The organism is Streptococcus orisratti DSM 15617 (assembly GCF_000380105.1).
Taxonomy (GTDB): domain Bacteria; phylum Bacillota; class Bacilli; order Lactobacillales; family Streptococcaceae; genus Streptococcus; species Streptococcus orisratti.
Map to the genome: position 1 here is coordinate 63,757 of NZ_KB904471.1, position 19,631 is coordinate 83,387.

19 protein-coding genes and 1 pseudogene are annotated in these 19,631 nt (G+C 39.3%); 5 read left to right on the forward strand and 15 right to left on the reverse strand.

The window, feature by feature from the left end; translation table 11 throughout:
- Positions 1-52: 52 nt before the first annotated feature.
- Together dinB and A3I7_RS0106535 are read right to left on the reverse strand one after the other, a co-directional pair.
- Positions 53-1,147 carry a DNA polymerase IV gene (dinB, locus tag A3I7_RS0106530; protein ID WP_018375986.1) on the reverse strand — a complete coding sequence of 365 codons (1,095 nt, stop codon included), beginning with the start codon at positions 1,145-1,147 and terminating at the stop codon, positions 53-55.
- A gap of 17 nt (positions 1,148-1,164) precedes the next feature.
- A complete protein-coding gene (locus A3I7_RS0106535; RefSeq protein ID WP_018375987.1) occupies positions 1,165-1,824 on the reverse strand; it encodes a hypothetical protein in 660 nt (219 codons plus the stop codon).
- Between the two features lie 227 nt (positions 1,825-2,051).
- On the opposite strand from A3I7_RS0106535, the gene pflB reads away from it, so the two are divergent.
- The 3 genes from pflB (at position 2,052) to A3I7_RS0106555 (ending at position 5,797) form a co-directional block, all read left to right on the forward strand.
- On the forward strand, positions 2,052-4,379 hold the full coding sequence (pflB, locus tag A3I7_RS0106540) for a formate C-acetyltransferase (RefSeq protein WP_018375988.1): 2,328 nt from the start codon (positions 2,052-2,054) through the stop codon (positions 4,377-4,379).
- A 69-nt stretch (positions 4,380-4,448) separates the two neighbouring features.
- Positions 4,449-4,889 (forward strand): GNAT family N-acetyltransferase, encoded by a 441-nt coding sequence (locus tag A3I7_RS0106545; protein ID WP_026217160.1) that lies wholly within the window; start codon positions 4,449-4,451, stop codon positions 4,887-4,889.
- A gap of 215 nt (positions 4,890-5,104) precedes the next feature.
- Positions 5,105-5,797 (forward strand): DUF975 family protein, encoded by a 693-nt coding sequence (locus A3I7_RS0106555; RefSeq protein WP_018375991.1) that lies wholly within the window; start codon positions 5,105-5,107, stop codon positions 5,795-5,797.
- Between the two features lie 76 nt (positions 5,798-5,873).
- Here A3I7_RS0106555 and A3I7_RS0106560 read toward each other — a convergent pair whose 3' ends face one another.
- The 5 genes from A3I7_RS0106560 to gla all read right to left on the reverse strand — a co-directional run bounded on the left by A3I7_RS0106560 (position 5,874) and on the right by gla (position 9,794).
- The gene (locus tag A3I7_RS0106560; RefSeq protein ID WP_018375992.1) at positions 5,874-6,488 is read right to left on the reverse strand and encodes a DUF1269 domain-containing protein; all 615 of its coding nucleotides are present in this window, start codon (positions 6,486-6,488) and stop codon (positions 5,874-5,876) included.
- A gap of 107 nt (positions 6,489-6,595) precedes the next feature.
- Positions 6,596-7,129, reverse strand: coding sequence for a DUF1697 domain-containing protein (locus tag A3I7_RS0106565; RefSeq protein ID WP_018375993.1), 534 nt, complete (start codon positions 7,127-7,129; stop codon positions 6,596-6,598).
- Positions 7,130-8,059 (reverse strand): serine hydrolase domain-containing protein, encoded by a 930-nt coding sequence (locus A3I7_RS0106570; protein WP_018375994.1) that lies wholly within the window; start codon positions 8,057-8,059, stop codon positions 7,130-7,132.
- On the reverse strand, positions 8,056-8,808 hold the full coding sequence (locus A3I7_RS0106575) for a CppA family protein (protein WP_018375995.1): 753 nt from the start codon (positions 8,806-8,808) through the stop codon (positions 8,056-8,058). Before A3I7_RS0106575 ends, A3I7_RS0106570 begins: the two co-directional genes overlap by 4 nt.
- A 122-nt stretch (positions 8,809-8,930) precedes the next feature.
- Positions 8,931-9,794, reverse strand: a complete 864-nt coding sequence (gene gla, locus A3I7_RS0106580) for an aquaglyceroporin Gla (protein WP_018375996.1) — start codon at positions 9,792-9,794, stop codon at positions 8,931-8,933.
- Between the two features lie 120 nt (positions 9,795-9,914).
- Between gla and A3I7_RS0106585 the strand changes: the two genes are divergently transcribed.
- Positions 9,915-12,194 (forward strand): Xaa-Pro dipeptidyl-peptidase, encoded by a 2,280-nt coding sequence (locus A3I7_RS0106585; RefSeq protein WP_018375997.1) that lies wholly within the window; start codon positions 9,915-9,917, stop codon positions 12,192-12,194.
- 246 nt (positions 12,195-12,440) lie between these two features.
- On the opposite strand, the gene A3I7_RS0106590 is transcribed toward A3I7_RS0106585, so the two are convergent.
- Genes A3I7_RS0106590 through A3I7_RS0106620 form a run of 7 tightly spaced genes read right to left on the reverse strand, consistent with a single transcriptional unit; the run spans position 12,441 to position 18,782 of the window.
- Positions 12,441-14,093, reverse strand: a complete 1,653-nt coding sequence (locus tag A3I7_RS0106590) for an ATP-binding protein (RefSeq protein WP_018375998.1) — start codon at positions 14,091-14,093, stop codon at positions 12,441-12,443.
- Positions 14,086-14,763 (reverse strand): winged helix-turn-helix domain-containing protein, encoded by a 678-nt coding sequence (locus tag A3I7_RS0106595; RefSeq protein ID WP_018375999.1) that lies wholly within the window; start codon positions 14,761-14,763, stop codon positions 14,086-14,088. The genes A3I7_RS0106590 and A3I7_RS0106595 overlap by 8 nt, the downstream gene beginning before the upstream one ends.
- On the reverse strand, positions 14,760-15,413 hold the full coding sequence (gene phoU, locus A3I7_RS0106600; RefSeq protein WP_018376000.1) for a phosphate signaling complex protein PhoU: 654 nt from the start codon (positions 15,411-15,413) through the stop codon (positions 14,760-14,762). The genes A3I7_RS0106595 and phoU overlap by 4 nt, the downstream gene beginning before the upstream one ends.
- Positions 15,410-16,159, reverse strand: a complete 750-nt coding sequence (gene pstB / locus A3I7_RS0106605) for a phosphate ABC transporter ATP-binding protein PstB (protein ID WP_018376001.1) — start codon at positions 16,157-16,159, stop codon at positions 15,410-15,412. Before pstB ends, phoU begins: the two co-directional genes overlap by 4 nt.
- The gene (pstA, locus tag A3I7_RS0106610; RefSeq protein ID WP_018376002.1) at positions 16,152-17,030 is read right to left on the reverse strand and encodes a phosphate ABC transporter permease PstA; all 879 of its coding nucleotides are present in this window, start codon (positions 17,028-17,030) and stop codon (positions 16,152-16,154) included. The genes pstB and pstA overlap by 8 nt, the downstream gene beginning before the upstream one ends.
- 2 nt (positions 17,031-17,032) lie before the next feature.
- Positions 17,033-17,878, reverse strand: coding sequence for a phosphate ABC transporter permease subunit PstC (gene pstC, locus A3I7_RS0106615; protein WP_018376003.1), 846 nt, complete (start codon positions 17,876-17,878; stop codon positions 17,033-17,035).
- Positions 17,879-17,888: 10 nt separating this feature from the next.
- Positions 17,889-18,782, reverse strand: a complete 894-nt coding sequence (locus A3I7_RS0106620; protein ID WP_018376004.1) for a substrate-binding domain-containing protein — start codon at positions 18,780-18,782, stop codon at positions 17,889-17,891.
- A gap of 250 nt (positions 18,783-19,032) precedes the next feature.
- On the opposite strand from A3I7_RS0106620, the gene A3I7_RS0106625 reads away from it, so the two are divergent.
- Positions 19,033-19,332 carry a YbaB/EbfC family nucleoid-associated protein gene (locus A3I7_RS0106625; RefSeq protein WP_018376005.1) on the forward strand — a complete coding sequence of 100 codons (300 nt, stop codon included), beginning with the start codon at positions 19,033-19,035 and terminating at the stop codon, positions 19,330-19,332.
- 156 nt (positions 19,333-19,488) lie between these two features.
- Here A3I7_RS0106625 and A3I7_RS14060 read toward each other — a convergent pair.
- Positions 19,489-19,631, reverse strand: a pseudogene (locus A3I7_RS14060) (IS4 family transposase); the annotation flags it as partial.

Genomic DNA, 19,631 nt, shown 5'->3' on the forward strand with positions numbered 1-19,631 from the left:
ACACGAACTGATCTCAATCGGTATTCCACCGATAGAGATTAGCACGTGTTTTTTATACTTCTAGTAAAATATCTTGCTTCCCATTTTCCAGTCCAGTGACCGTCACACCAAGCAAGCGGACACCGGCTGAACTCTCTTCAAGACTATCATAAATCGTCTTAGCAGTTTGATTGATTTTATCAAAATTATCTGTCACATCATCTAAAGTCACACGCTTGGTCAAGGTTGAAAAATCAGCATAGCGTACCTTTAAGACCACTATCCTACCAACCTTTTTATTTCGGCTCAAGGTGTCAGCGACACGTTGAGCATTTTTGGAAATTTCTGCCTTAATGTCATTATCGTCATAGAGTAATTTCGCATAAGTCCTCTCACTGCCGATAGACTTACGCACTCGATTGGGTTTGACTGGTGAATTAGAAATTCCGCGAGCCTTACGATAAAGATCATAACCAAAACGCCCAAAGCGGTCAATCAAGGTCCACTCAGGAACCGCCAATAAGTCTTTTCCAGTAAAAATCCCCATGTCATGCAACTTTTCAACAGAGCGTTTCCCTACGCCATGAAATTTTTCGATGGGGAGTTTTTCTAAAAAAGCTTGCGCTTCTTCTGGCAAAACTAAGGTTAGACCACGCGGCTTTTCAAAATCTGAAGCCAACTTTGCCAAAAATTTATTATAAGAAATACCCGCAGAACACGTTAAATGAACTTCCTCCCAAATATCATACTGAATCATCTTAGCAATCTTAACAGCTGATTTAATGCCTAGCTTATTCTCTGTCACATCCAGATAAGCTTCATCGATAGACATGGGCTCGACTAAGTCAGTATATCGCTTAAAAATCTCACGAATCTGATAACCAATCTCACGATACTTGCGATGATTGCCAGAAATAAAAATAGCTTGAGGACAACGTTCGTAGGCTTCCTTGGAGGACATGGCTGAATGCACTCCAAACTTTCTGGCTTCATAATTACAAGTTGACACCACTCCACGTCCACCCGTTTGACGTGGATCGCTACCAATAATAACAGGTTTCCCCTTGAGTTCTGGATTGTCTCGTTCTTCAACAGACGCAAAAAAGGCATCCATATCGATATGAATGATTTTCCGAGATGTGTCATTTATCAAAGGAAAAATTAACATGAAGCCTCCTTAAAGTCTCAAAGCATGAATAAAATAGTCACAATAATAAAAGTTTTCTTATAGTCTTTATTGACCAAAAGATAGACACTACCAAATAAAAAGCCTGCTAAACAGGTCATGATACCTGTCAAAACACTGCCTTTTGACAAAATGTGCATCAAGCCCCAAGTCAGCCCAAGTAAAATACCGCCATAAGGGATTTTATCATTTTTAAACCAGGTTTCAAAAGCCTTTTGCCCAAAAACCAATACTAAGGAAATCAAAAAACTTTCAGCAATATAATAGAGGTATTGGAAGATAAACTTTAACCAACCTAAGCGCTGGAATTCAAGGAGAATTTTGAAGCCATTCCAGTCCCAGTATTGCACAAGCGTAACTAGAACGAAACTCAAAGCAATCGCTAACCATTGCCAAGGTAATATTTCCTTTTTTTCACTACTTAAGAGATTAAAGCCTGTCTGTTTCTTGGCCAAAGCAATGATAGCTAAGCCTATACCCAGCCAACCTAGGCTTGTTATGGTCCAGTGAGCAATCATCTGCAAAGTGCTTGCCTGACTGAGAGTAATACCCAAGAAATTCTCAACAATAACCAAGACAATTTCAAATAGAAAGGCAGCTGTTGCATACAGAGCTAGCCACAAAAAAGTAAAACCTGTAACATTGTTGTTTTTCATCATGAGAGACCTCCTTTAACTTTGCAATTTCCTAATTTTATTATACTCCTTTTCATCATTTTCATCCAAATTTTCATATTTATAGGACAGATAAGATATCTTTAAGAAACTGTATTATAAAAGAAATACTATTTTAGAAGTTTTTTCACTTTGGAAAACGCTTCCTGTATGATAAACTATACTTGTAAATGTAACAGATGTGCTGTTACTAGATTTAAGGAGACAAATAAATGGCAACTGTAAAAACTAACACAGATGTTTTCGAAAAAGCCTGGGAAGGCTTCAAAGGAACTGACTGGAAAGAAAAAGCAAGCATAGCACGTTTTGTACAAGCTAACTACACACCTTATGATGGTGATGAAAGTTTCTTGGCTGGCGTTACTGAACGTTCACTTAAAATTAAAAAAATTGTAGAAGAAACTAAAGCTGGTTATGAAGCTACTCGCTTCCCTTACGATAGCCGTCCTACTTCAATTGCTGGTATCCCTGCTGGCTACATCTCAAAAGAAGATGAATTGATTTATGGTATCCAAAATGATGAATTGTTCAAATTGAACTTCATGCCAAAAGGTGGTATCCGTATGGCTGAAACTGCTATGAAAGAAAACGGTTATGAACCTGACCCAGCAGTTCATGAAATCTTCACAAAATATGTAACAACTGTTAACGATGGTATTTTCCGTGCTTATACGTCTAACATTCGCCGTGCCCGTCACGCACACACTGTAACTGGTCTTCCAGACGCTTACTCACGCGGACGTATCATTGGTGTTTACGCACGTCTTGCTTTGTATGGTGCTGACTACCTCATGCAAGAAAAAGTTAACGACTGGAATGCTATCACTGAAATTGACGAAGAATCAATTCGTCTTCGTGAAGAAGTTAACCTCCAATACCAAGCACTTGGTGAAGTTGTTAAATTGGGTGACCTTTATGGTGTTGATGTACGCCGCCCTGCTATGAACGTTAAAGAAGCTATCCAATGGGTTAACATTGCTTTCATGGCAGTCTGCCGCGTCATCAATGGTGCCGCTACCTCTCTTGGACGTGTGCCAATCGTTCTTGACATCTTTGCAGAACGTGACCTTGCTCGTGGTACATTTACAGAATCAGAAATCCAAGAATTTGTAGACGACTTCGTTATGAAGCTTCGTACAGTGAAGTTTGCTCGTACTAAAGCTTATGACGAACTTTACTCAGGTGACCCAACCTTCATTACAACTTCTATGGCTGGTATGGGGGCTGATGGACGTCACCGTGTGACTAAGATGGACTACCGTTTCTTGAACACACTTGATAATATCGGTAATGCTCCAGAACCAAACTTGACTGTACTTTGGACTGATAAACTGCCTTATTCATTCCGTCGCTACTGTATGAAGATGTCACATAAACATTCTTCTATCCAGTATGAAGGTGTGACAACAATGGCCAAAGATGGTTACGGTGAAATGTCATGTATCTCATGTTGTGTATCACCACTTGACCCAGAAAATGAAGAACAACGTCACAACATCCAATACTTTGGTGCTCGTGTAAACGTCCTTAAAGCTCTTCTTACTGGTCTCAATGGTGGTTACGACGATGTTCACAAAGACTACAAAGTATTTGATATCGAACCTGTCCGCGATGACGTTCTTGACTTTGATACTGTTAAAGCTAACTTCGAAAAATCTCTTGATTGGTTGACTTCAACTTACGTAGATGCTCTTAATATCATTCACTACATGACTGATAAATACAACTACGAAGCTGTTCAAATGGCCTTCTTGCCAACGAAACAACGTGCTAACATGGGATTCGGTATCTGTGGCTTTGCCAACACTGTTGATACTTTGTCAGCTATTAAATACGCTACTGTTAAACCAATCCGTGATGAAGATGGCTACATCTATGATTATGAAACAACTGGTGAATACCCTCGTTGGGGTGAAGATGATCCTCGTTCAAACGAATTGGCTGAATGGTTGATTGAAGCTTATACTACTCGTCTTCGTAGCCACAAACTTTACAAGAACGCTGAAGCAACTGTATCACTTCTTACCATCACATCAAACGTTGCTTACTCTAAACAAACTGGTAACTCTCCAGTTCACAAAGGGGTTTACCTCAACGAAGATGGCACAACAAACCTTTCTAAACTTGAATTCTTCTCACCAGGTGCTAACCCATCTAACAAAGCGCGTGGTGGTTGGTTGCAAAACCTTAACTCACTTGCAAGCCTAGATTTCTCATATGCTGCAGATGGTATCTCACTCACAACTCAAGTTTCTCCACGTGCCCTCGGTAAAACATTTGACGAACAAGTTGACAACTTGGTAACAATCCTTGATGGTTACTTCGAAAACGGTGGTCAACACGTTAACTTGAACGTTATGGACCTTAAAGACGTTTATGACAAGATTATGTCTGGCGAAGATGTTATCGTTCGTATCTCTGGTTACTGTGTCAACACTAAGTACCTCACAAAAGAACAAAAGACTGAATTGACACAACGTGTCTTCCACGAAGTTCTTTCAATGGACGATGCTGCTGAAGCTATCTCAGGCCAAGCCTAAGCCTTAGCTCATACTAGAAAAGAGATTTGTTACTTGGCAAATCTCTTTCTTTTAACTATAATAAAAGACATGATAATCAAACAAACACGCAATACGCTATCAGATACCTACCTTGACGCACTAAAAATTCGACAAATCGTTTTTGTCAAAGGACAAGGCGTTCCACAATCACTTGAGATTGATGAAAATGAAGCACATTGTTTGCATTTTGTTCTTTACGATGACAATGGTAAGGCTGCGGCTACCTGCCGTATTTTACCTAGTAAAGATCTGACTTCTGCAACCCTGCAAAGAATGGCTGTACTATCAGACTATCGTGGACAAAGTCTTGGTAAACAGTTGCTTCAACAAGTAATCTCGTTTTGTCAAGAGCAAAACTTTCAAAAAATAACACTACATGCTCAACTAACAGCAGAGGGTTTCTATCGCAAGATAGGCTTTCTACCTTGTGGTGACATTTTTGAAGAAGCTGGTATTAAGCATGTTACCATGGAAAAAGGATTAAACTAGACTAATGATCTATTGCCTAAAGAGCTAAAACCAAAGTGTTTGAGCTCTTTTATTATTCCTCACGCCCGTCAGACATTGATGAGCGCCAAATCAAGGTCAGTATTATCAAATTTACTTTGAAGTATCAAATTAAAATCATTGAATATTCTGAAATATTGGCAATTTAGTTATTTTATGATATACTTGTTGAAGTAAATTTAGAAAAGGGAGTTTTTATGAAAACCAGAAAAGAACTTAAACAAGAAGCAAAAGATGCCTTAAGAGGGAACTGGGGGTGGGCTATTGCCCTATTTGTTCTCCCATATACCATCATATCTGCTGTACTATATGCGTTGATCTTTGTGATTGCACTGATTGCTTCTGTGACATCTGATCCTTATAGCGGTGAAATATCTCCTGTTATTATCTTAATCTTTATCCCATATATCCTAACTCTATTTGCCTACATTGGTGTTCACTCTAGTCTAGATTCTTCTTATCTTGATCTTATTCGAGGTAAAAAAGAGGATCTATCACTGGCATCTACCTATGCTTTTAGAGAAAAACGCTACTGGAAATTCTTCTTAACAGGATTATGTCAATCTATCTTCACCTTTCTTTGGACATTACTTCTCTATATTCCAGGCATCATTAAAACTTACAGTTATTTCATGACTAGCTATATTCTAAAAGATGATTTGGATAATGGCAACTCAACAACTGCTACTTCTTCGATCACTAAAAGTCGTGCATTGATGGATGGACATAAGTGGGACTTCTTCGTTCTCAACTTAAGCTTCCTTGGTTGGGCATTTCTGGCAACATGTACTCTGGGTATCGGATACTTTTGGTTAATTCCCTATATTCGTGCAACTTATGCGGCATTTTATAACGATTTAGTAAAAAATGCTACTGTAGAAACCGAGTAAAGTTCTCTAATCTTACTTTAACTAAAAACCAGCTCCTTATAAATAGAGATGGTTTTATATTACTATCCGTGATGCCTTATTTCTTCCCTCTTAGCCTCTTAAATGTTGCTTTAATAGTATCAGCAATGTCACTGCTTTGTTCTTTAAGATGTTCCATACGACGCTTATTCATATCTTCTTGCACCTTACCGTAAAGATCATCTTGAACTTGACCAGCTAGTTCAACTTCTCGTCCAATTGCCAGAGCATCCCAACGCATAATGTTCACTTTAAATGGAGCAAAGACATGGTTAAGTATAGATTCATCCTCCTCATGAACCAGTGCAATGACAGCTACATCACCATCAAGCAACTTAGTAGTAACTTCTTCAATCAAATTATTGTCAGTTGAATCTGTCATACTCCCACTTGCTGCGCCAGCTAAGGCTCCCAAACCATAGCCAAAAATAACTCCTAGAGGGCCACTTAGAATGCCAATAAGTCCACCGACGATACCACCAATAGTAGCATAATCACGAGTAGCATCATCAAAATCAACAGAATCCTTAATTGAAACCTTTCCCGCTTCGTTCTTAACGAGTGCAATCTGTGCAATCTGAGTCCTATCATCCTGCTTAAAAGACTTTAATTCAGAAAAAGCCTGATAAGCTTCACTTTGAACATCGAAAACCGCAACTAAAATATTTGCCATAAGATCTTCCTCCATTTACACGAAAAACAGTAACCGTTTTCTTTATTTTCATTATACCACCTTATCATAAAAAAAGCTGAGAAAAAATAAATTTCTCGGCTTTTATTTTATAAAAAATCAGCTAACTTTTCGTAGGTCCTACCATTACTAATGGTCACTTCCTTGTAAAGTGGTGTCTTGATTAGCTCCTTATGATAGGCTGTTTTCAAATATTGGCTTTCGCTGTATTTTCCCCAGAAAATGGCAAAGCTGCCAAAGTGAACCACTTCATCAACTAGGTTCATCTGACAAATCAAATCTTGAGCAAGCTTATGCTGGTCGGTTGAGGTGTAAAAAAGGACATCTTTTCGCGCCAAGTCACTGTGCCACCAAGCAGGAAGTTGGTCATAATCATCTTGATACTCTTTCTGACTAAGCAAACAAAAATGCTGAATGAATGGATAATACTCTGCAAAGAAAGCTTGCAATTTATTACTAATCAACTCTGCGGGCCGCTGGCTGTCAAAAAAGAGATTACCACTATTGATGTAGCTGGTCACCTTCTCGAACCCCAATTCAAGTAAACCTTGTTTTAAATCTGCCATGATAACCTTGTTCTTGCCACCAACATTTATCCCTCGTAAAAGTAAAATGTAACGCATCTAGCCCCTCAACTCTTCCTTGATAGCATCACGAATAAGACGACGCCTTTCAATCCATAGTGGCCGATCATCATATTCAAAAGTACGATTAGTCAAAAAAATGGCCGCCAACTGCTCTTTTCTATTGACCATGACAAAAGGACCAGTGTAACCTGTGTGGTCGATCCAATCACCATCTAAATTCCAAGCAATCGAACGCGGTTTAACTTGACTGCCATAATATTGCCAGAGTTTTTCTGCAAAATCATCACTCAGATAATGCTGACAAAATTTCTCCAAATCGTTTAGGGTTGAAAATAGCCCAGCTGATCCCGCATGAATATCTAATACTCTCGCTTTGGGATCGTGAACATAGCCATCCGATATTCCCTTAACTGTTGGAACTGCTCCTTCAACTGGGCCAAAGCTTGTTTGCTGCATAACAAAAGGCTTGAAAATCTGTTCTTCAAACAGACTAGGCAGGAGTTGCCCAGATAGTCTTTCCAGCATAAAACCAAGCAACAGAAAATTGATATCGGTATATTTAAAATCCTTATCCTCAGTCACTCGAATATGATTGATAGCCTGTCTAAGTTCTTCTGCATTCATCTCATCACGATTTGGAATATAGGGGTCAATACCGCTAGTATGGGTCAAGAGCTGACGCAATGTCACAGAAGCATCATGAAAATCAGGATAATAAGCTGTCAGAGACTTATCCAGATCTAAAGCTCCGCTATTGACCATAAAAATCACCACAGTACCCACACCCACAACCTTTGAAACAGAGGCTAAGTCGTAAATCAATCCCTTCTCAACTGGCTGAATACCATCAATCGTTCCCAAGTAGTATTCTGACCACTGGGCATTACGGTAAATTGCTAAACTGGCACCGTGATAAAGATTTTCACCAATCTGCTTCCTGATAAGTTCAAGTGTTTTTTGACTCATTTGACAAACCAAATTTCAATCTGGCTAGGGTCTGAAATCACCAGAATATTTTCTTTCTTATCAAGATATAAAGCCAAATTTTTGCTGATAAAATAATCTCTAAGTGCTGTCAAGTCATAATCTTTTGGCACTTGACATTTCATAATTTCTAAATCCCAAGTAACATTTGGTTCCACGGCTAAATCCGCCCCTTTAGCCTCAACAAATTCAAGTTTCAAAGGAAATTGACCATCAAAAACAGTTTGATAAAAATTCTTTGATGCCACTAAATCTGAAACATTTAAAACAATGCGCTCAAAATGATAAGCTGATAAGCCCTTGATTTCTGGTTGAACTGGTAGATTAGGGCGAGCAATGACTTGTAAATCATTGATATCATCCTCAGCATGTAGGAGGAAAAGGTCTCCTTCTGGTGACAAAGTTTCGTAGGCATAACCTTTCTTTCCTTTAAAAACTTGTTGCGCTGTGGCACCATTTGCTAAAAGTGCCGCAATCTCATCAGGATTTTCAGCCTTAACTGAAATACGATTGACCTTCTTTATCCCCTCTACAGCCCTTGTACGCATGGACGGAGATTCTTCAATGATAAAACTAGAGGTTTTATGACCATAATCAGAAAAAATGGCAATCGCATTTTCCTCGCTAACTAATTTAAAGCCAAGACATGTTTCGTAAAATTCAATGTTTCTGTCGCGGTTATTTACTCGTAAAACAGGATGAGCAAATCTAATGTGTTCAAATAATGACATAGTGTCCTCCCTTACAATCTCTTCTATTTTAGAAAAAAACTCACCATTTGACAAGAAATTATGTGCTAACTCTCTGAAAATTTATAAACAAAAAAGAAGGCTTTCGCCTTCAAAGTTAATTCTTAAAGATACAAGTATTTGAACAAAGCTACTGCGGCAAGGGCAGCAAGAATAGGTGCTACAACGGGTACCCAAGCATACCACCATTTTGAATCGCCTTTAGCTTGGCCAAGGATTGTTTTTGGAAGCAAAGCATGGACGATACGAGGTCCAAGGTCACGCGCTGGGTTAAGTCCAGGACCAGTTGGTCCACCAAGAGAAGCAACAAGTGTCATCACCAAGAAACCAATTCCAATGTGTGCCACTGACAAGCTTCCTCCTGCCATTAGGGAAGCAGATGGATTTTGAGAAAGGAAATCAGACTCAGTTATCGCACCAGCGTATTGTTTCACGGTAGCAAGGATTGCTTCATGACCAAAGTAGTTTTTTGTCAAAGCAAGAGCTCCGAAGAAAAGAACGAATGAACCTAAGAACTCATTCAAGAAACCGTTAACCCAAGCTGCTTTGTGGCTTGTTGGAGTGCCATCGTCAACGTTAGAGATTGTTGAGAATGAACCCAAGATATGGTTTGGATTTTCAGTTTGCAAGTAGTAAGGCTTGTGAACCATAACTACCATCAATTGACCAAACATAGCACCGAGCATTTGTGCAACGATATAAGGTGCAACGTGTTGCCATGGGAAAAGTCCTGATACAGCAAGACCGAGTGTGAAGGCAGGGTTGATGTGGTTTCCTGATACGTTACCAAACATAAGCGCAGGCATCATCACACCAAAACCATAACCAAGAGCAATGATAACCCAACCAGAGTTATTTCCCTTAGTACCCTTTAAGTCAACGTTTGCAACGGCACCATTCCCCAAAATAAGCAAGAAGGCTGTTGCGATAAATTCAGTGATGTATTTCACTGTCCATGTAACATCCATGTGTCTTTATTTCCTCCAAAATGATAATAATTTAGACATCTACCATTTTATCAAGTATAATAGACATTGTAAAGATGATAATAATAATTAAAACGTTTACTTTTTAGAAGGGAAAATTTCATGAAATACAATCAATTCTCTTACATTCCTGTCTCCGTAGAAATAGCAGAACAAGAATTACAGGCCCTAGGCTTTGATGTTGCCAAGGAAAAAACTCCAAAAGAAAATCTGGAAATCTTTGTTCGAAAAATTCATTTTAATTATGCTGATACCGATTATCCTTTGTCAAACCTCATTTCTGATTTTGAAACTGACTTATTAGATTTTTTCCAGTCTAGTCGTAATTTGACTATTGAAGTTTTTAATACTATCGCTCTGCAAGTACTAGGTTTTATCCCAAATGTTGATTTTTCAGACATTGCTAAGTTTGTTGAACAGATTGATTTTCCTGTACTTTTTAATGAAACTGAGTTTATCAGAACCCTACATCATTTGCTAGCCACTCGTATGAAAAAAGGTATGACTCTCATCGACGACTTGGTCAGCCGTGGCATGATTCCAATTGACAATGACTATCACTTTTTCAATGGTAAGTCTCTAGCAAGCTTTGATACCAATGACCTCATTCGTGAAGTGGTCTATGTGCAAGCTCCAGTGGACACCGACGACGATGGGGAGTTGGATCTTATTAAAGTCAATATTATCCGCCCTAAGGCAGCGCAAGCTATTCCTACCTTAATGACTGCAAGTCCCTACCATGAAGGCGTGAATGGCCCTGCTAATGATAAAAAACTCCATAAGATGGAAGGTCAATTGTCTGTTAAGAAATCTGGTCAAATCTCAATTGAGAGTCAAGACTTTACTCCACTTGAAGTTCCAAGCTGTCATCTTCCTATTACCGAAGCAGAACAAACCCTTAATTACATTGACAGCTATAGTCTCAATGATTACTTTTTAGCTCGTGGTTTTGCCAATATCTACGTTTCTGGTATCGGAACAGCTGATTCAACAGGTTTTATGACCAGCGGAGACTATGCACAAGTGGAAAGTTTCAAAGCTGTGATTGATTGGCTCAATGGCAGAGCAGTGGCCTTTTCTAGCCACCGTCGTGATAAACAGGTGTTAGCAACCTGGTCTAATGGTCTCGTCTGTACAACCGGAAAATCTTATCTTGGAACACTCTCAACAGCTCTAGCAACCACAGGTGTTGAAGGCTTGAAAGTTATTATTGCTGAATCTGCTATTTCATCTTGGTATGACTATTACCGTGAAAATGGATTGGTCTGCAGTCCTGGCGGATATCCAGGTGAAGATCTGGATGTACTCACAGAATTGACCTATTCTAAAAATCTATGGGCTGGAGATTATTTACGTAACAACTCCCACTACCAACTTCTTTTAAATGCTCAGTCTGAAGCCCTTGATCGTGAGTCTGGTGATTATAATCAATTTTGGCACGATCGCAATTATTTGCCTCATGCACACAAGGTAACTGCTACTTGTGTCTATACCCACGGTCTACAAGACTGGAATGTCAAGCCACGACAGGTTTATAATATCCTCAAAGCGCTGCCATCTTCTATAGAAACACATGCATTTCTACATCATGGTGAACATGTCTATATGCATAACTGGCAATCATTAGATTTCCGCGAAAGTATGAACACTCTCTTGTCTGAGAAGCTACTGGCTCAAAATTATCACCTAGACTTACCAAATGTGCTCTGGCAAGACAATAGTCAAGAACAAACCTGGAGGGCCTTAGATCATTTCGGGACAACCACTTCCGTTAATCTATCTTTAGGGATGGGGAACCGTATCATTGACAACTATTATGACAAAGAGGACTTCAATCGTTATGGCAATGATTTTAGAACTTTTAAGACTGACCTCTTTGCAGGTAAGGCTAACGCTATCTGTCTAGACATCACTCTTGAACAAGATATTCATCTCAATGGGGAAATGATTCTTCACTTAACTCTCAAATCTAGTGAAAATAAAGGCATACTATCTGCTCAAGTCCTTGATTTTGGCAAAAAGAAACGCTTTACAGATATTCCTGGCTTTGTTGACTACAACGCTATTGATAATGGTCGTAATTTCGCTCGTGAAGCTTTACGTGAATTACCATTCAGAGAAACACCATATCGGGTTGTCTCAAAAGGTGTTCTCAACTTACAAAACCGCACTAGTTTGCTGACTGTAGAGGAAGTGCCTACCGATCAGTGGATGACCATTGATTTCAAACTACAACCTAGTCTTTACAAGTTCAGTAAAGGAGATAAGGTTCGCGTGCTTCTTTACACAACAGATTTTGAACACACCATCCGTGACAATTCTAGCTATGATTTGACCATTGATTTAGACAAATCAAATTTGGAAATTCCTATAGAGAAATAGCACGGGGCTTTGACGCAGAAGCATCCTCTAGGTTCTCAGAGAAAAAACACCTCCTCTTGTTCATAGAATCTAGAGGAGGTGTTTGTGTTTTTATTCTCAACGAAAATCAAAATTGGGATAAGTAACGCAGTTTCAGATAGAACTCAGCTATTTTATAATTTTGGAATGACAGGCTAAAAACTTCCGTTGGAGGTTTTCACTCCTCAAATCAAGTCACAAACGTCTGCGTTTAATTTTCAAAGAGGTTTATTTGTGAAAGGTCACGGTCATTTTAGTTCCCAAGCCTAGCTGACTTTCCACCTTAATATCGGCATGATGTTGATTGACCGCGTGCTTGACAATGGAAAGCCCCAAACCAGTGCCACCCAACTTCTTCGAGCGACTCTTATCAACCCGATAGAAACGCTCAAAAATGCGTTCCTGCTCATCTTTGGCAATCCCAACTCCAGTATCCTGTACTGTCAGAACAATATCGTCCTCATTCGAGGTGATACCTACAGTCACATCTCCCTTATCACGGTTATAGATAATAGCATTATCACAAAGATTATAAATCAAGGAATGAATAAGGGCATGATTACCAGTAATATAAGCTGGTTCCCCTAATAAATGCAAGTTGATATGACGTTCATTTGCCTTAGCAGATAGACTCTCTAAGACTTCCTCTGATATCTGATAGAGATTGACGGGTTCCATAGCTAACTCTTCTGACTCATCAAGATGTGACAGTTTAATAATATCTTCTACCAACTGAATCATACGTTGAGACTCACTATGGATTTTCTCAGCGAATTGTGGAACATCTTTTTGCGCAACAACATCACTGGCCAACATTTCAGAATACCCAGAAATCAGATGCAAAGGTGTTTTCAGTTCATGAGAAACGTTTGCTGTAAATTCACGGCGCAGCTGCTCTGCCTGAAGTTGCTCTGTGACATCAAAGAAAAGAAGCGCTAAACCAGTCACCTTATCCTCAGACTGAATAGGACGCACCATAACTTTGTAATGCGAGTCATCTAATTGCAAAATCCCTTCTTGCTTGCGACCTTGAAGACCTTTTTCAAGCCAATTATTTAGTGATAGGTTACGGATAATTTGTAACATATCTTTGCCCAAACACGTTTGATCAGTCTGTAAAATATCCTGTGCCGCCTGGTTGATACTGATGATGCGACAGTTATTGTCTAACAAAATCATGCCTTCTTTAATTTTAGAAATAATGGTGTCAAATTCTGATTGACGTTGCTCTATCACAACTTCTCGCTCAGTGACTTCCTTTTGATGTCTGGCAATCCGTCTTAGAAGTGGTGAAATTTCTTCATAGGCATCATTTTCAAGCGGATGATCAAGATCCAGCCGATTCAATGGTCCCACGACACTCTTAGCAATGGAGTGTGAAAGCCATAGAGAGAGGAAGAAGGCCAATACAAGAATAAGAGCCAAGGGCTGGAACATCCGAAACAAAAGCACTAAAATACTATGTCTTGTCACAGATAAACGAATAACAGTTCCATTATCCAAGCGCTGAGCAGAATAAAGAGACTGAGTGGTTAAAGTTTTCGAGTAGCGAACACTCTCACCGTAACCATCTTTCAAAGCTTCTTTGATTTCTTCTCGATTGGCGTGATTGTCCATGGTCCGTGCATCAGACTCATTATCATAGAGAACCTTTCCTTGATTATCAACCCAAGTGATTCTGACATTTGACATCTTGAGCTCATTAAAATAATCTTGACCTTCCAGAGAAGCCCCTTGAGCAGCTAAGGCTGTCTCCGTCTGCAACTGCTCCTTTTGTACTTGAGTAAAGTAACCATAAAGCAAGCCAACAACCATAAATAGGGTCACAAGAAGAACGCCTAACGTGGCAAAAAAAGTTGAACGAAAGATTTTCTTAATCATCTGTCACCTCCAAACGATAACCAACACCACGAACTGTCTTAATCAGATGACTAGCATCTCCAAGTTTCATGCGAAGGGTTCCAATATGGACATCAACTGTTCGTGTTTCTCCGATAAAGTGTTCTCCCCAAATTTTATCCAAAAGTTCTTGCCGCGTAAAAACACGGTCAGGATTTAACATCAATAAAGATAACAGCTCAAATTCTTTCAGAGTTAATTCGATTTTTTGCCCATTTTTTCTAACCGTGTAATTTTTTGAATCCAGAGCGAGGTTTTTTATTGTCAAATGAGTTTCCTGCTCCTGACTGGATGTACGTCTGAGGACTGCTTTAATGCGAGAAATCATTTCCATCATACCAAAAGGTTTAACCAAGTAGTCATCTGCGCCCAAATCTAATCCTTTGACTTTATCGAATTCTGTTCCTTTGGCAGTTGTCATGATTACTGGAATATCTTTTGTCATGCCATTTTCGCGTAGAGATTTCAAAATGGTCAATCCATCATCTACAGGCAGCATAATATCTAACAGTATAAGTTTTGGTGGCTCTTCTTCCATGGCTTTCCAAAATAGAAGGGAGTCAGGGAAACCCTGAGCCTCAAACCCTGCTGTTCGTAAAGTATAAAGCATCAGTTCTCGGATATCATCATCGTCTTCAACGCAGTAAATCATGTTTCTTCTCCATTTAGTTCACCAGTGATTGAAAAAATTACCCACTTAGCGACATTGACGGTATGGTCACCAATTCTTTCCAAATATTTGGCAATCATCAAAACATCAATAGTATATTCACCATCATTTCCAAGTTCAGCAATATGGGCAATTAAACTTGCCTTTATTGTATCAAATTCTTTGTCCACTGTGACATCTTTTTGGATAACTTTTAAAGCTAAAGCCTCATCATCATGGACAAAGGCATCCACACTGTCTGTTACCATATTGACAACGTGTTTAACCATTTGCTTGAGATGACGAAACTCAGCTCCTTCATGAACATGACCATCACCAATAATATCAGCAATTTCAGCAGATTGTGCACCAATACGCTTCATATCATAAACCATTTTTAAAGCAGCTGAAATACGTCGCAAATCCTTGGCTACTGGCTGTTGACGAAGCAATAGTTTAAGACATTGTGATTCAATATCTCTTTCCATCTGCTCAATTTTTTGATAGGTTTTACTGACATCATTGACCAGATGATGATCATTTTCACTGATGGGCATTAAGGATTTTGAAATGATATCCTCACATAAAGACCCCATCAAAATTAAATTGGTATTGAGTGCATGCAGTTGATTTTCAAAGGTTGAGCGTATCATCCGAATCTCCCTGTTATATAATTTTCTGTGCGTTCGTCTTGGGGCATTGAAAATAGTTGGCTTGTTTTGTTGTACTCAACAATTTCTCCCAAGAGGAAGAATGCTGTCTTATCAGAAATCCGCACAGCTTGTTGCATGTTGTGGGTCACCATGACAATAGTATATTTCTTCTTGAGTTCAATAACCAAATCTTCAATTTTTGCTGTTGAAATCGGATCTAAGGCACTTGTTGGTTCATCCATGAGGAGGACATCAGGTTCAATGGCCAAAGCTCTAGCAATGCAAAGCCGTTGCTGTTGACCACCAGACATTCCAAGAGCAGATTTATTGAGGCGATCTTTGACTTCATCCCAGATAGCGGCTTGTTTTAAGGAACGCTCCACAATTTCATCCAATTGAACTTTATTGTGAATGCCATGAGTTCGAGGCCCGAATGCAATGTTGTCATAGATACTCATCGGAAATGGGTTTGGTTTTTGAAAAACCATACCTACTTTTTTACGAAGGACATTGATGTCCAAATCGCGATACACATCTTCTTTATCTAATGTGACCTCTCCAGTAATACGGCAATTTTTCACCAAATCGTTCATTCGGTTAAGACTTTTCAGTAAGGTCGATTTTCCACATCCTGATGGACCAATGAAAGCTGTAATTTCATTGCTGGCAATTTCCAAATTAATGTTTTTTAAAGCCTTGAAGTCTCCATAGTAGAGATCCAAATTTTTAATTTCTATTTTATTCATCGCTTGTTTTACTTCCTAATCGTCTAGCAATCAAACCCGACACTAGATTAATGATAATAACTAACACTAAGAGAACCACTGCTGTAGCATAGGTTTGATTGACATAAAGTCCCTCTCCTGATATGGCATACATATGCACAGCCAAAGTCCGTGACGAACTGAAAACACTCTTAGCCACTTCAGCAACCGTACCTGCCGTAAAAATCAAGGCAGCCGATTCTCCCACAATTCGCCCAATCGCTAAAATAATTCCTGAAAAAATTCCTGGCATGGCGCTAGGAAGGACAATTTTAAAAATTGTTCGAAGTTTGCCCGCTCCAAGTGCAAAAGCCCCTTCACGATAAGAGTCTGGTACCGAAAGCAAAGCTTCCTCTGTTGTTCGCATAATCAGAGGCAAAATCATGATACTAAGTGTAACAGCTCCTGACAGCAAGGAAAGTCCCATGTGAGCGAACTTAACAAAGAAAAGGGCACCAAACAGTCCATAGATGATGGAGGGAATCCCAGAGAGCGTTTCGGTTGCAATCCGAATAACACTAACAAAAGGATTATCCCGGCGCGCATATTCTGCCAAATAAATAGAAGCCCCTATACCAATAGGTACGGCAACACTTAATGCCAACATGGTCATAAAAATCGTATTGATTAAGGCCGGTAACAGAGAGACATTCTCACTATTGTAAGTCCAAGCAAACAAACTCATGTTTAAATTGGGCAAGCCTTTAACCAGAATGTAGCCTACCGTGAAAGCAATGCCTACAAAAGTTGCCAAAGCAGCCCCATAAACTAAAAAGTACAAAATTAGTGACACCAGATCCCGCCGACGTGACTGCCAATTTTGCTTGAAGCTGCGGTGATTGATATTTTCCATACTCACTCCTCTTTATGTAACAACGAAAAGCTGATGTTAATGATTAGGACAAATATAAAGAGAACAACAGCTGTCCCTATAAGAGCCTCTCTGTGAAGACCACTAGAGTAACCCATCTCCATAACAATATTGGTTGTCATAGTTCTGACTCCTGATGTCAAGGAATCTGGCAAGACAGCTTGGTTACCTGCAACCATGATAACTGCCATAGTTTCTCCGATTGCACGTCCAACCCCTAAAATGACAGCTGCCAAAATTCCTCGCTTCGCTGCTGGCAGTACCGCAAAAAAGATGCTACGCTCATGGGAAGCCCCAAGAGCTAAACCACCTTCATAATACGACCTAGGAACAGCACGAATAGCAGCCTCAGAAACACTGATGATGGTTGGTAAAATCATCAAACCAAGCAAAATCGAGGCGGTAAGAACCCCCATGCCAAAGCCACCGATGTTATCACGAACAAAGGGAACTAAAACAACCAAACCAAAGAAACCATAAACAACCGATGGAATTCCTGCCATGAGGTTAATAGCCGCCTTGAGTGGTCTGTAGATGGCTTCAGGACAAAAAGAAGACATAAAAACTGCTGTCAAAACCCCAACGGGTACTCCAATAATAAGAGCCCCTGCTGTCACATAAAGTGAGCCGACAATCATTGGGAAAATACCAAAAAGATTGTTAGCCGGTCTCCATACCGTCCCGAAAAGAAAGTTACCTAAGCCAATTTTGTGAATAGCAGGAATCCCACTCGAAAACAAAAAGAGGCAGATTAGTAGTACGGATAGAACAGAAATGCAGGCGGTAAGGAAAAATACCGCTTGCATCATTTTTTCTTTTGTATGATTCATTCATGACCCCTTAGTCTGAAAGACCGTCCCAGCTTGTTGTCTTACCTGTAAAAATCGTCTTGACTTGTTCGCTTGTTAAGCCATCAACTTTGTTATCTTTATTAACAATAACAGCAATACCATCCATAGCAATAACTGTTGAGCTGACTCCTTTAGATGTTTCTTCATCTTTCAAATCACGTGACGCCATTCCAATTTCAGCTGTTCCCTCAATAGCATTTGTGATACCAGTTGAAGAGTCGCTTTGTTGAATTTCTACTTCAACCTTAGAATTGACTTTGCTATAAGCTTCTTTTAATTTTTCCATAACTGGTGTGACAGAGCTTGATCCTGAAACGACAATCTTGCCAGAATCAACTGAAGATTGATAAGCTTTGGTATCGTCAAGTGGAATGTAACCATTTTTTTCTACGACAGCTTGACCATCAGAACTTAAAATAAAGTTGATGAAATCTTGAGCAGCTTCACTTATCTTATCTTTGGTAACAATGTTAAACGGTCGAGAAATCTTGTAGCTTCCGGCTTTAATATTGGCAACACTTGCTTCAGTACCATCAATTTTCAAAACCTTGACGGTATCATCCAAAGAACCTAGCGAAGCATAGCCGATGGCTGACTTATCTCCAGCTACTGTCGTTAGCATAACAGAGGTCGAGTTAGTAACAATGGCTTTGTCAGTTGTCAAATCAACCTTTTCACCATTTTGCTCTTCTTGGACTCCGAAAAGTTCAACAAAGGCGCCGCGCGTCCCTGAACCATCTTCACGGGAAACAACGCTGATATTACCAGATGCAGATGAAGAAGTAGACGAAGAGCCTCCGTTTGATTTACCACAAGCTGAAAGTCCCACTAGAGCCGTCAAACCAGCTAAAGTCAGTACTGAAAACAATTTACATTTTTTCATGATGTTCTCCTTTAAAATCTTTACAATGACCATTATAGAGAGCAAACATCAAATCTATTACCATACTTTTGTAAAGTTTTTGTAAAATCAGCACCAAACGCTCGCTTTTCTCACACAGTTAAATAGGCAGTTGCTTTAAAAAATGCTATAATAAATGAAGCTTTAAGAAATACCCAAAAGGCAACATAAGGCAACGAAAATTTACAAACAAGGTCTAAACCCTTGATACGAAAGGAATCTTAAAAATCTTATGATGAACATGCAGCAAATGATGAAGCAAGCACAAAAAATGCAAAAACAGCTAGAAAAGAAACAAGCTGAGTTGGCAGAAACAAATTTCACTGGTAAATCAGCTCAAGAGCTCGTTACCGTAACTTTCACAGGTGATAAAAAACTGGTTTCCATTGATTATAAAGAAGCTGTCGTTGATTCTGAGGATGTCGAAACCCTACAAGATATGACTGCACAAGCCATCAATGATGCACTCAGCCAAATTGACGAAGCAACTAAAAAAACAATGGGAGCATTTGCAGGTAAATTACCATTCTAGAAAACAAAAATGGATTGGCAGAGCCCAATGTCATTAAGTTAAGCATTTGACCAATTAAAGAAACTATTCCCGTCTGAGCAGTTCATGACAAAACGGGAATAGTTTTTATATTTAGGGCGCACAAAAGGAAGGTTCTTTTGCCCTATTTTTCAACTATTATGTTACTCTATAAGTGAAGCTTACAGGTAGCTGGCTTCGTATTTTTCTTCGGAATGTTCGATTGGGTCGAATAATAGATAGGTGCTTGGCAATGTAAGTTTCTAATTGGGAGGAAGTGAGTTTGTCTCTAAGAAATTTTC

Excerpts from the sequence above, each read along its gene's own strand:
- dinB (WP_018375986.1), bottom strand. The coding sequence starts at position 1,147 with ATGTTAATTTTTCCTTTGATAAATGACACATCTCGGAAAATCATTCAT.
- A3I7_RS0106535 (WP_018375987.1), bottom strand. The coding sequence starts at position 1,824 with ATGATGAAAAACAACAATGTTACAGGTTTTACTTTTTTGTGGCTAGCT.
- pflB (WP_018375988.1), top strand. The coding sequence starts at position 2,052 with ATGGCAACTGTAAAAACTAACACAGATGTTTTCGAAAAAGCCTGGGAA.
- A3I7_RS0106545 (WP_026217160.1), top strand. The coding sequence starts at position 4,449 with ATGATAATCAAACAAACACGCAATACGCTATCAGATACCTACCTTGAC.
- A3I7_RS0106555 (WP_018375991.1), top strand. The coding sequence starts at position 5,105 with ATGAAAACCAGAAAAGAACTTAAACAAGAAGCAAAAGATGCCTTAAGA.
- A3I7_RS0106560 (WP_018375992.1), bottom strand. The coding sequence starts at position 6,488 with ATGGCAAATATTTTAGTTGCGGTTTTCGATGTTCAAAGTGAAGCTTAT.
- A3I7_RS0106565 (WP_018375993.1), bottom strand. The coding sequence starts at position 7,129 with ATGCGTTACATTTTACTTTTACGAGGGATAAATGTTGGTGGCAAGAAC.
- A3I7_RS0106570 (WP_018375994.1), bottom strand. The coding sequence starts at position 8,059 with ATGAGTCAAAAAACACTTGAACTTATCAGGAAGCAGATTGGTGAAAAT.
- A3I7_RS0106575 (WP_018375995.1), bottom strand. The coding sequence starts at position 8,808 with ATGTCATTATTTGAACACATTAGATTTGCTCATCCTGTTTTACGAGTA.
- gla (WP_018375996.1), bottom strand. The coding sequence starts at position 9,794 with ATGGATGTTACATGGACAGTGAAATACATCACTGAATTTATCGCAACA.
- A3I7_RS0106585 (WP_018375997.1), top strand. The coding sequence starts at position 9,915 with ATGAAATACAATCAATTCTCTTACATTCCTGTCTCCGTAGAAATAGCA.
- A3I7_RS0106590 (WP_018375998.1), bottom strand. The coding sequence starts at position 14,093 with ATGATTAAGAAAATCTTTCGTTCAACTTTTTTTGCCACGTTAGGCGTT.
- A3I7_RS0106595 (WP_018375999.1), bottom strand. The coding sequence starts at position 14,763 with ATGATTTACTGCGTTGAAGACGATGATGATATCCGAGAACTGATGCTT.
- phoU (WP_018376000.1), bottom strand. The coding sequence starts at position 15,413 with ATGATACGCTCAACCTTTGAAAATCAACTGCATGCACTCAATACCAAT.
- pstB (WP_018376001.1), bottom strand. The coding sequence starts at position 16,159 with ATGAATAAAATAGAAATTAAAAATTTGGATCTCTACTATGGAGACTTC.
- pstA (WP_018376002.1), bottom strand. The coding sequence starts at position 17,030 with ATGGAAAATATCAATCACCGCAGCTTCAAGCAAAATTGGCAGTCACGT.
- pstC (WP_018376003.1), bottom strand. The coding sequence starts at position 17,878 with ATGAATCATACAAAAGAAAAAATGATGCAAGCGGTATTTTTCCTTACC.
- A3I7_RS0106620 (WP_018376004.1), bottom strand. The coding sequence starts at position 18,782 with ATGAAAAAATGTAAATTGTTTTCAGTACTGACTTTAGCTGGTTTGACG.
- A3I7_RS0106625 (WP_018376005.1), top strand. The coding sequence starts at position 19,033 with ATGATGAACATGCAGCAAATGATGAAGCAAGCACAAAAAATGCAAAAA.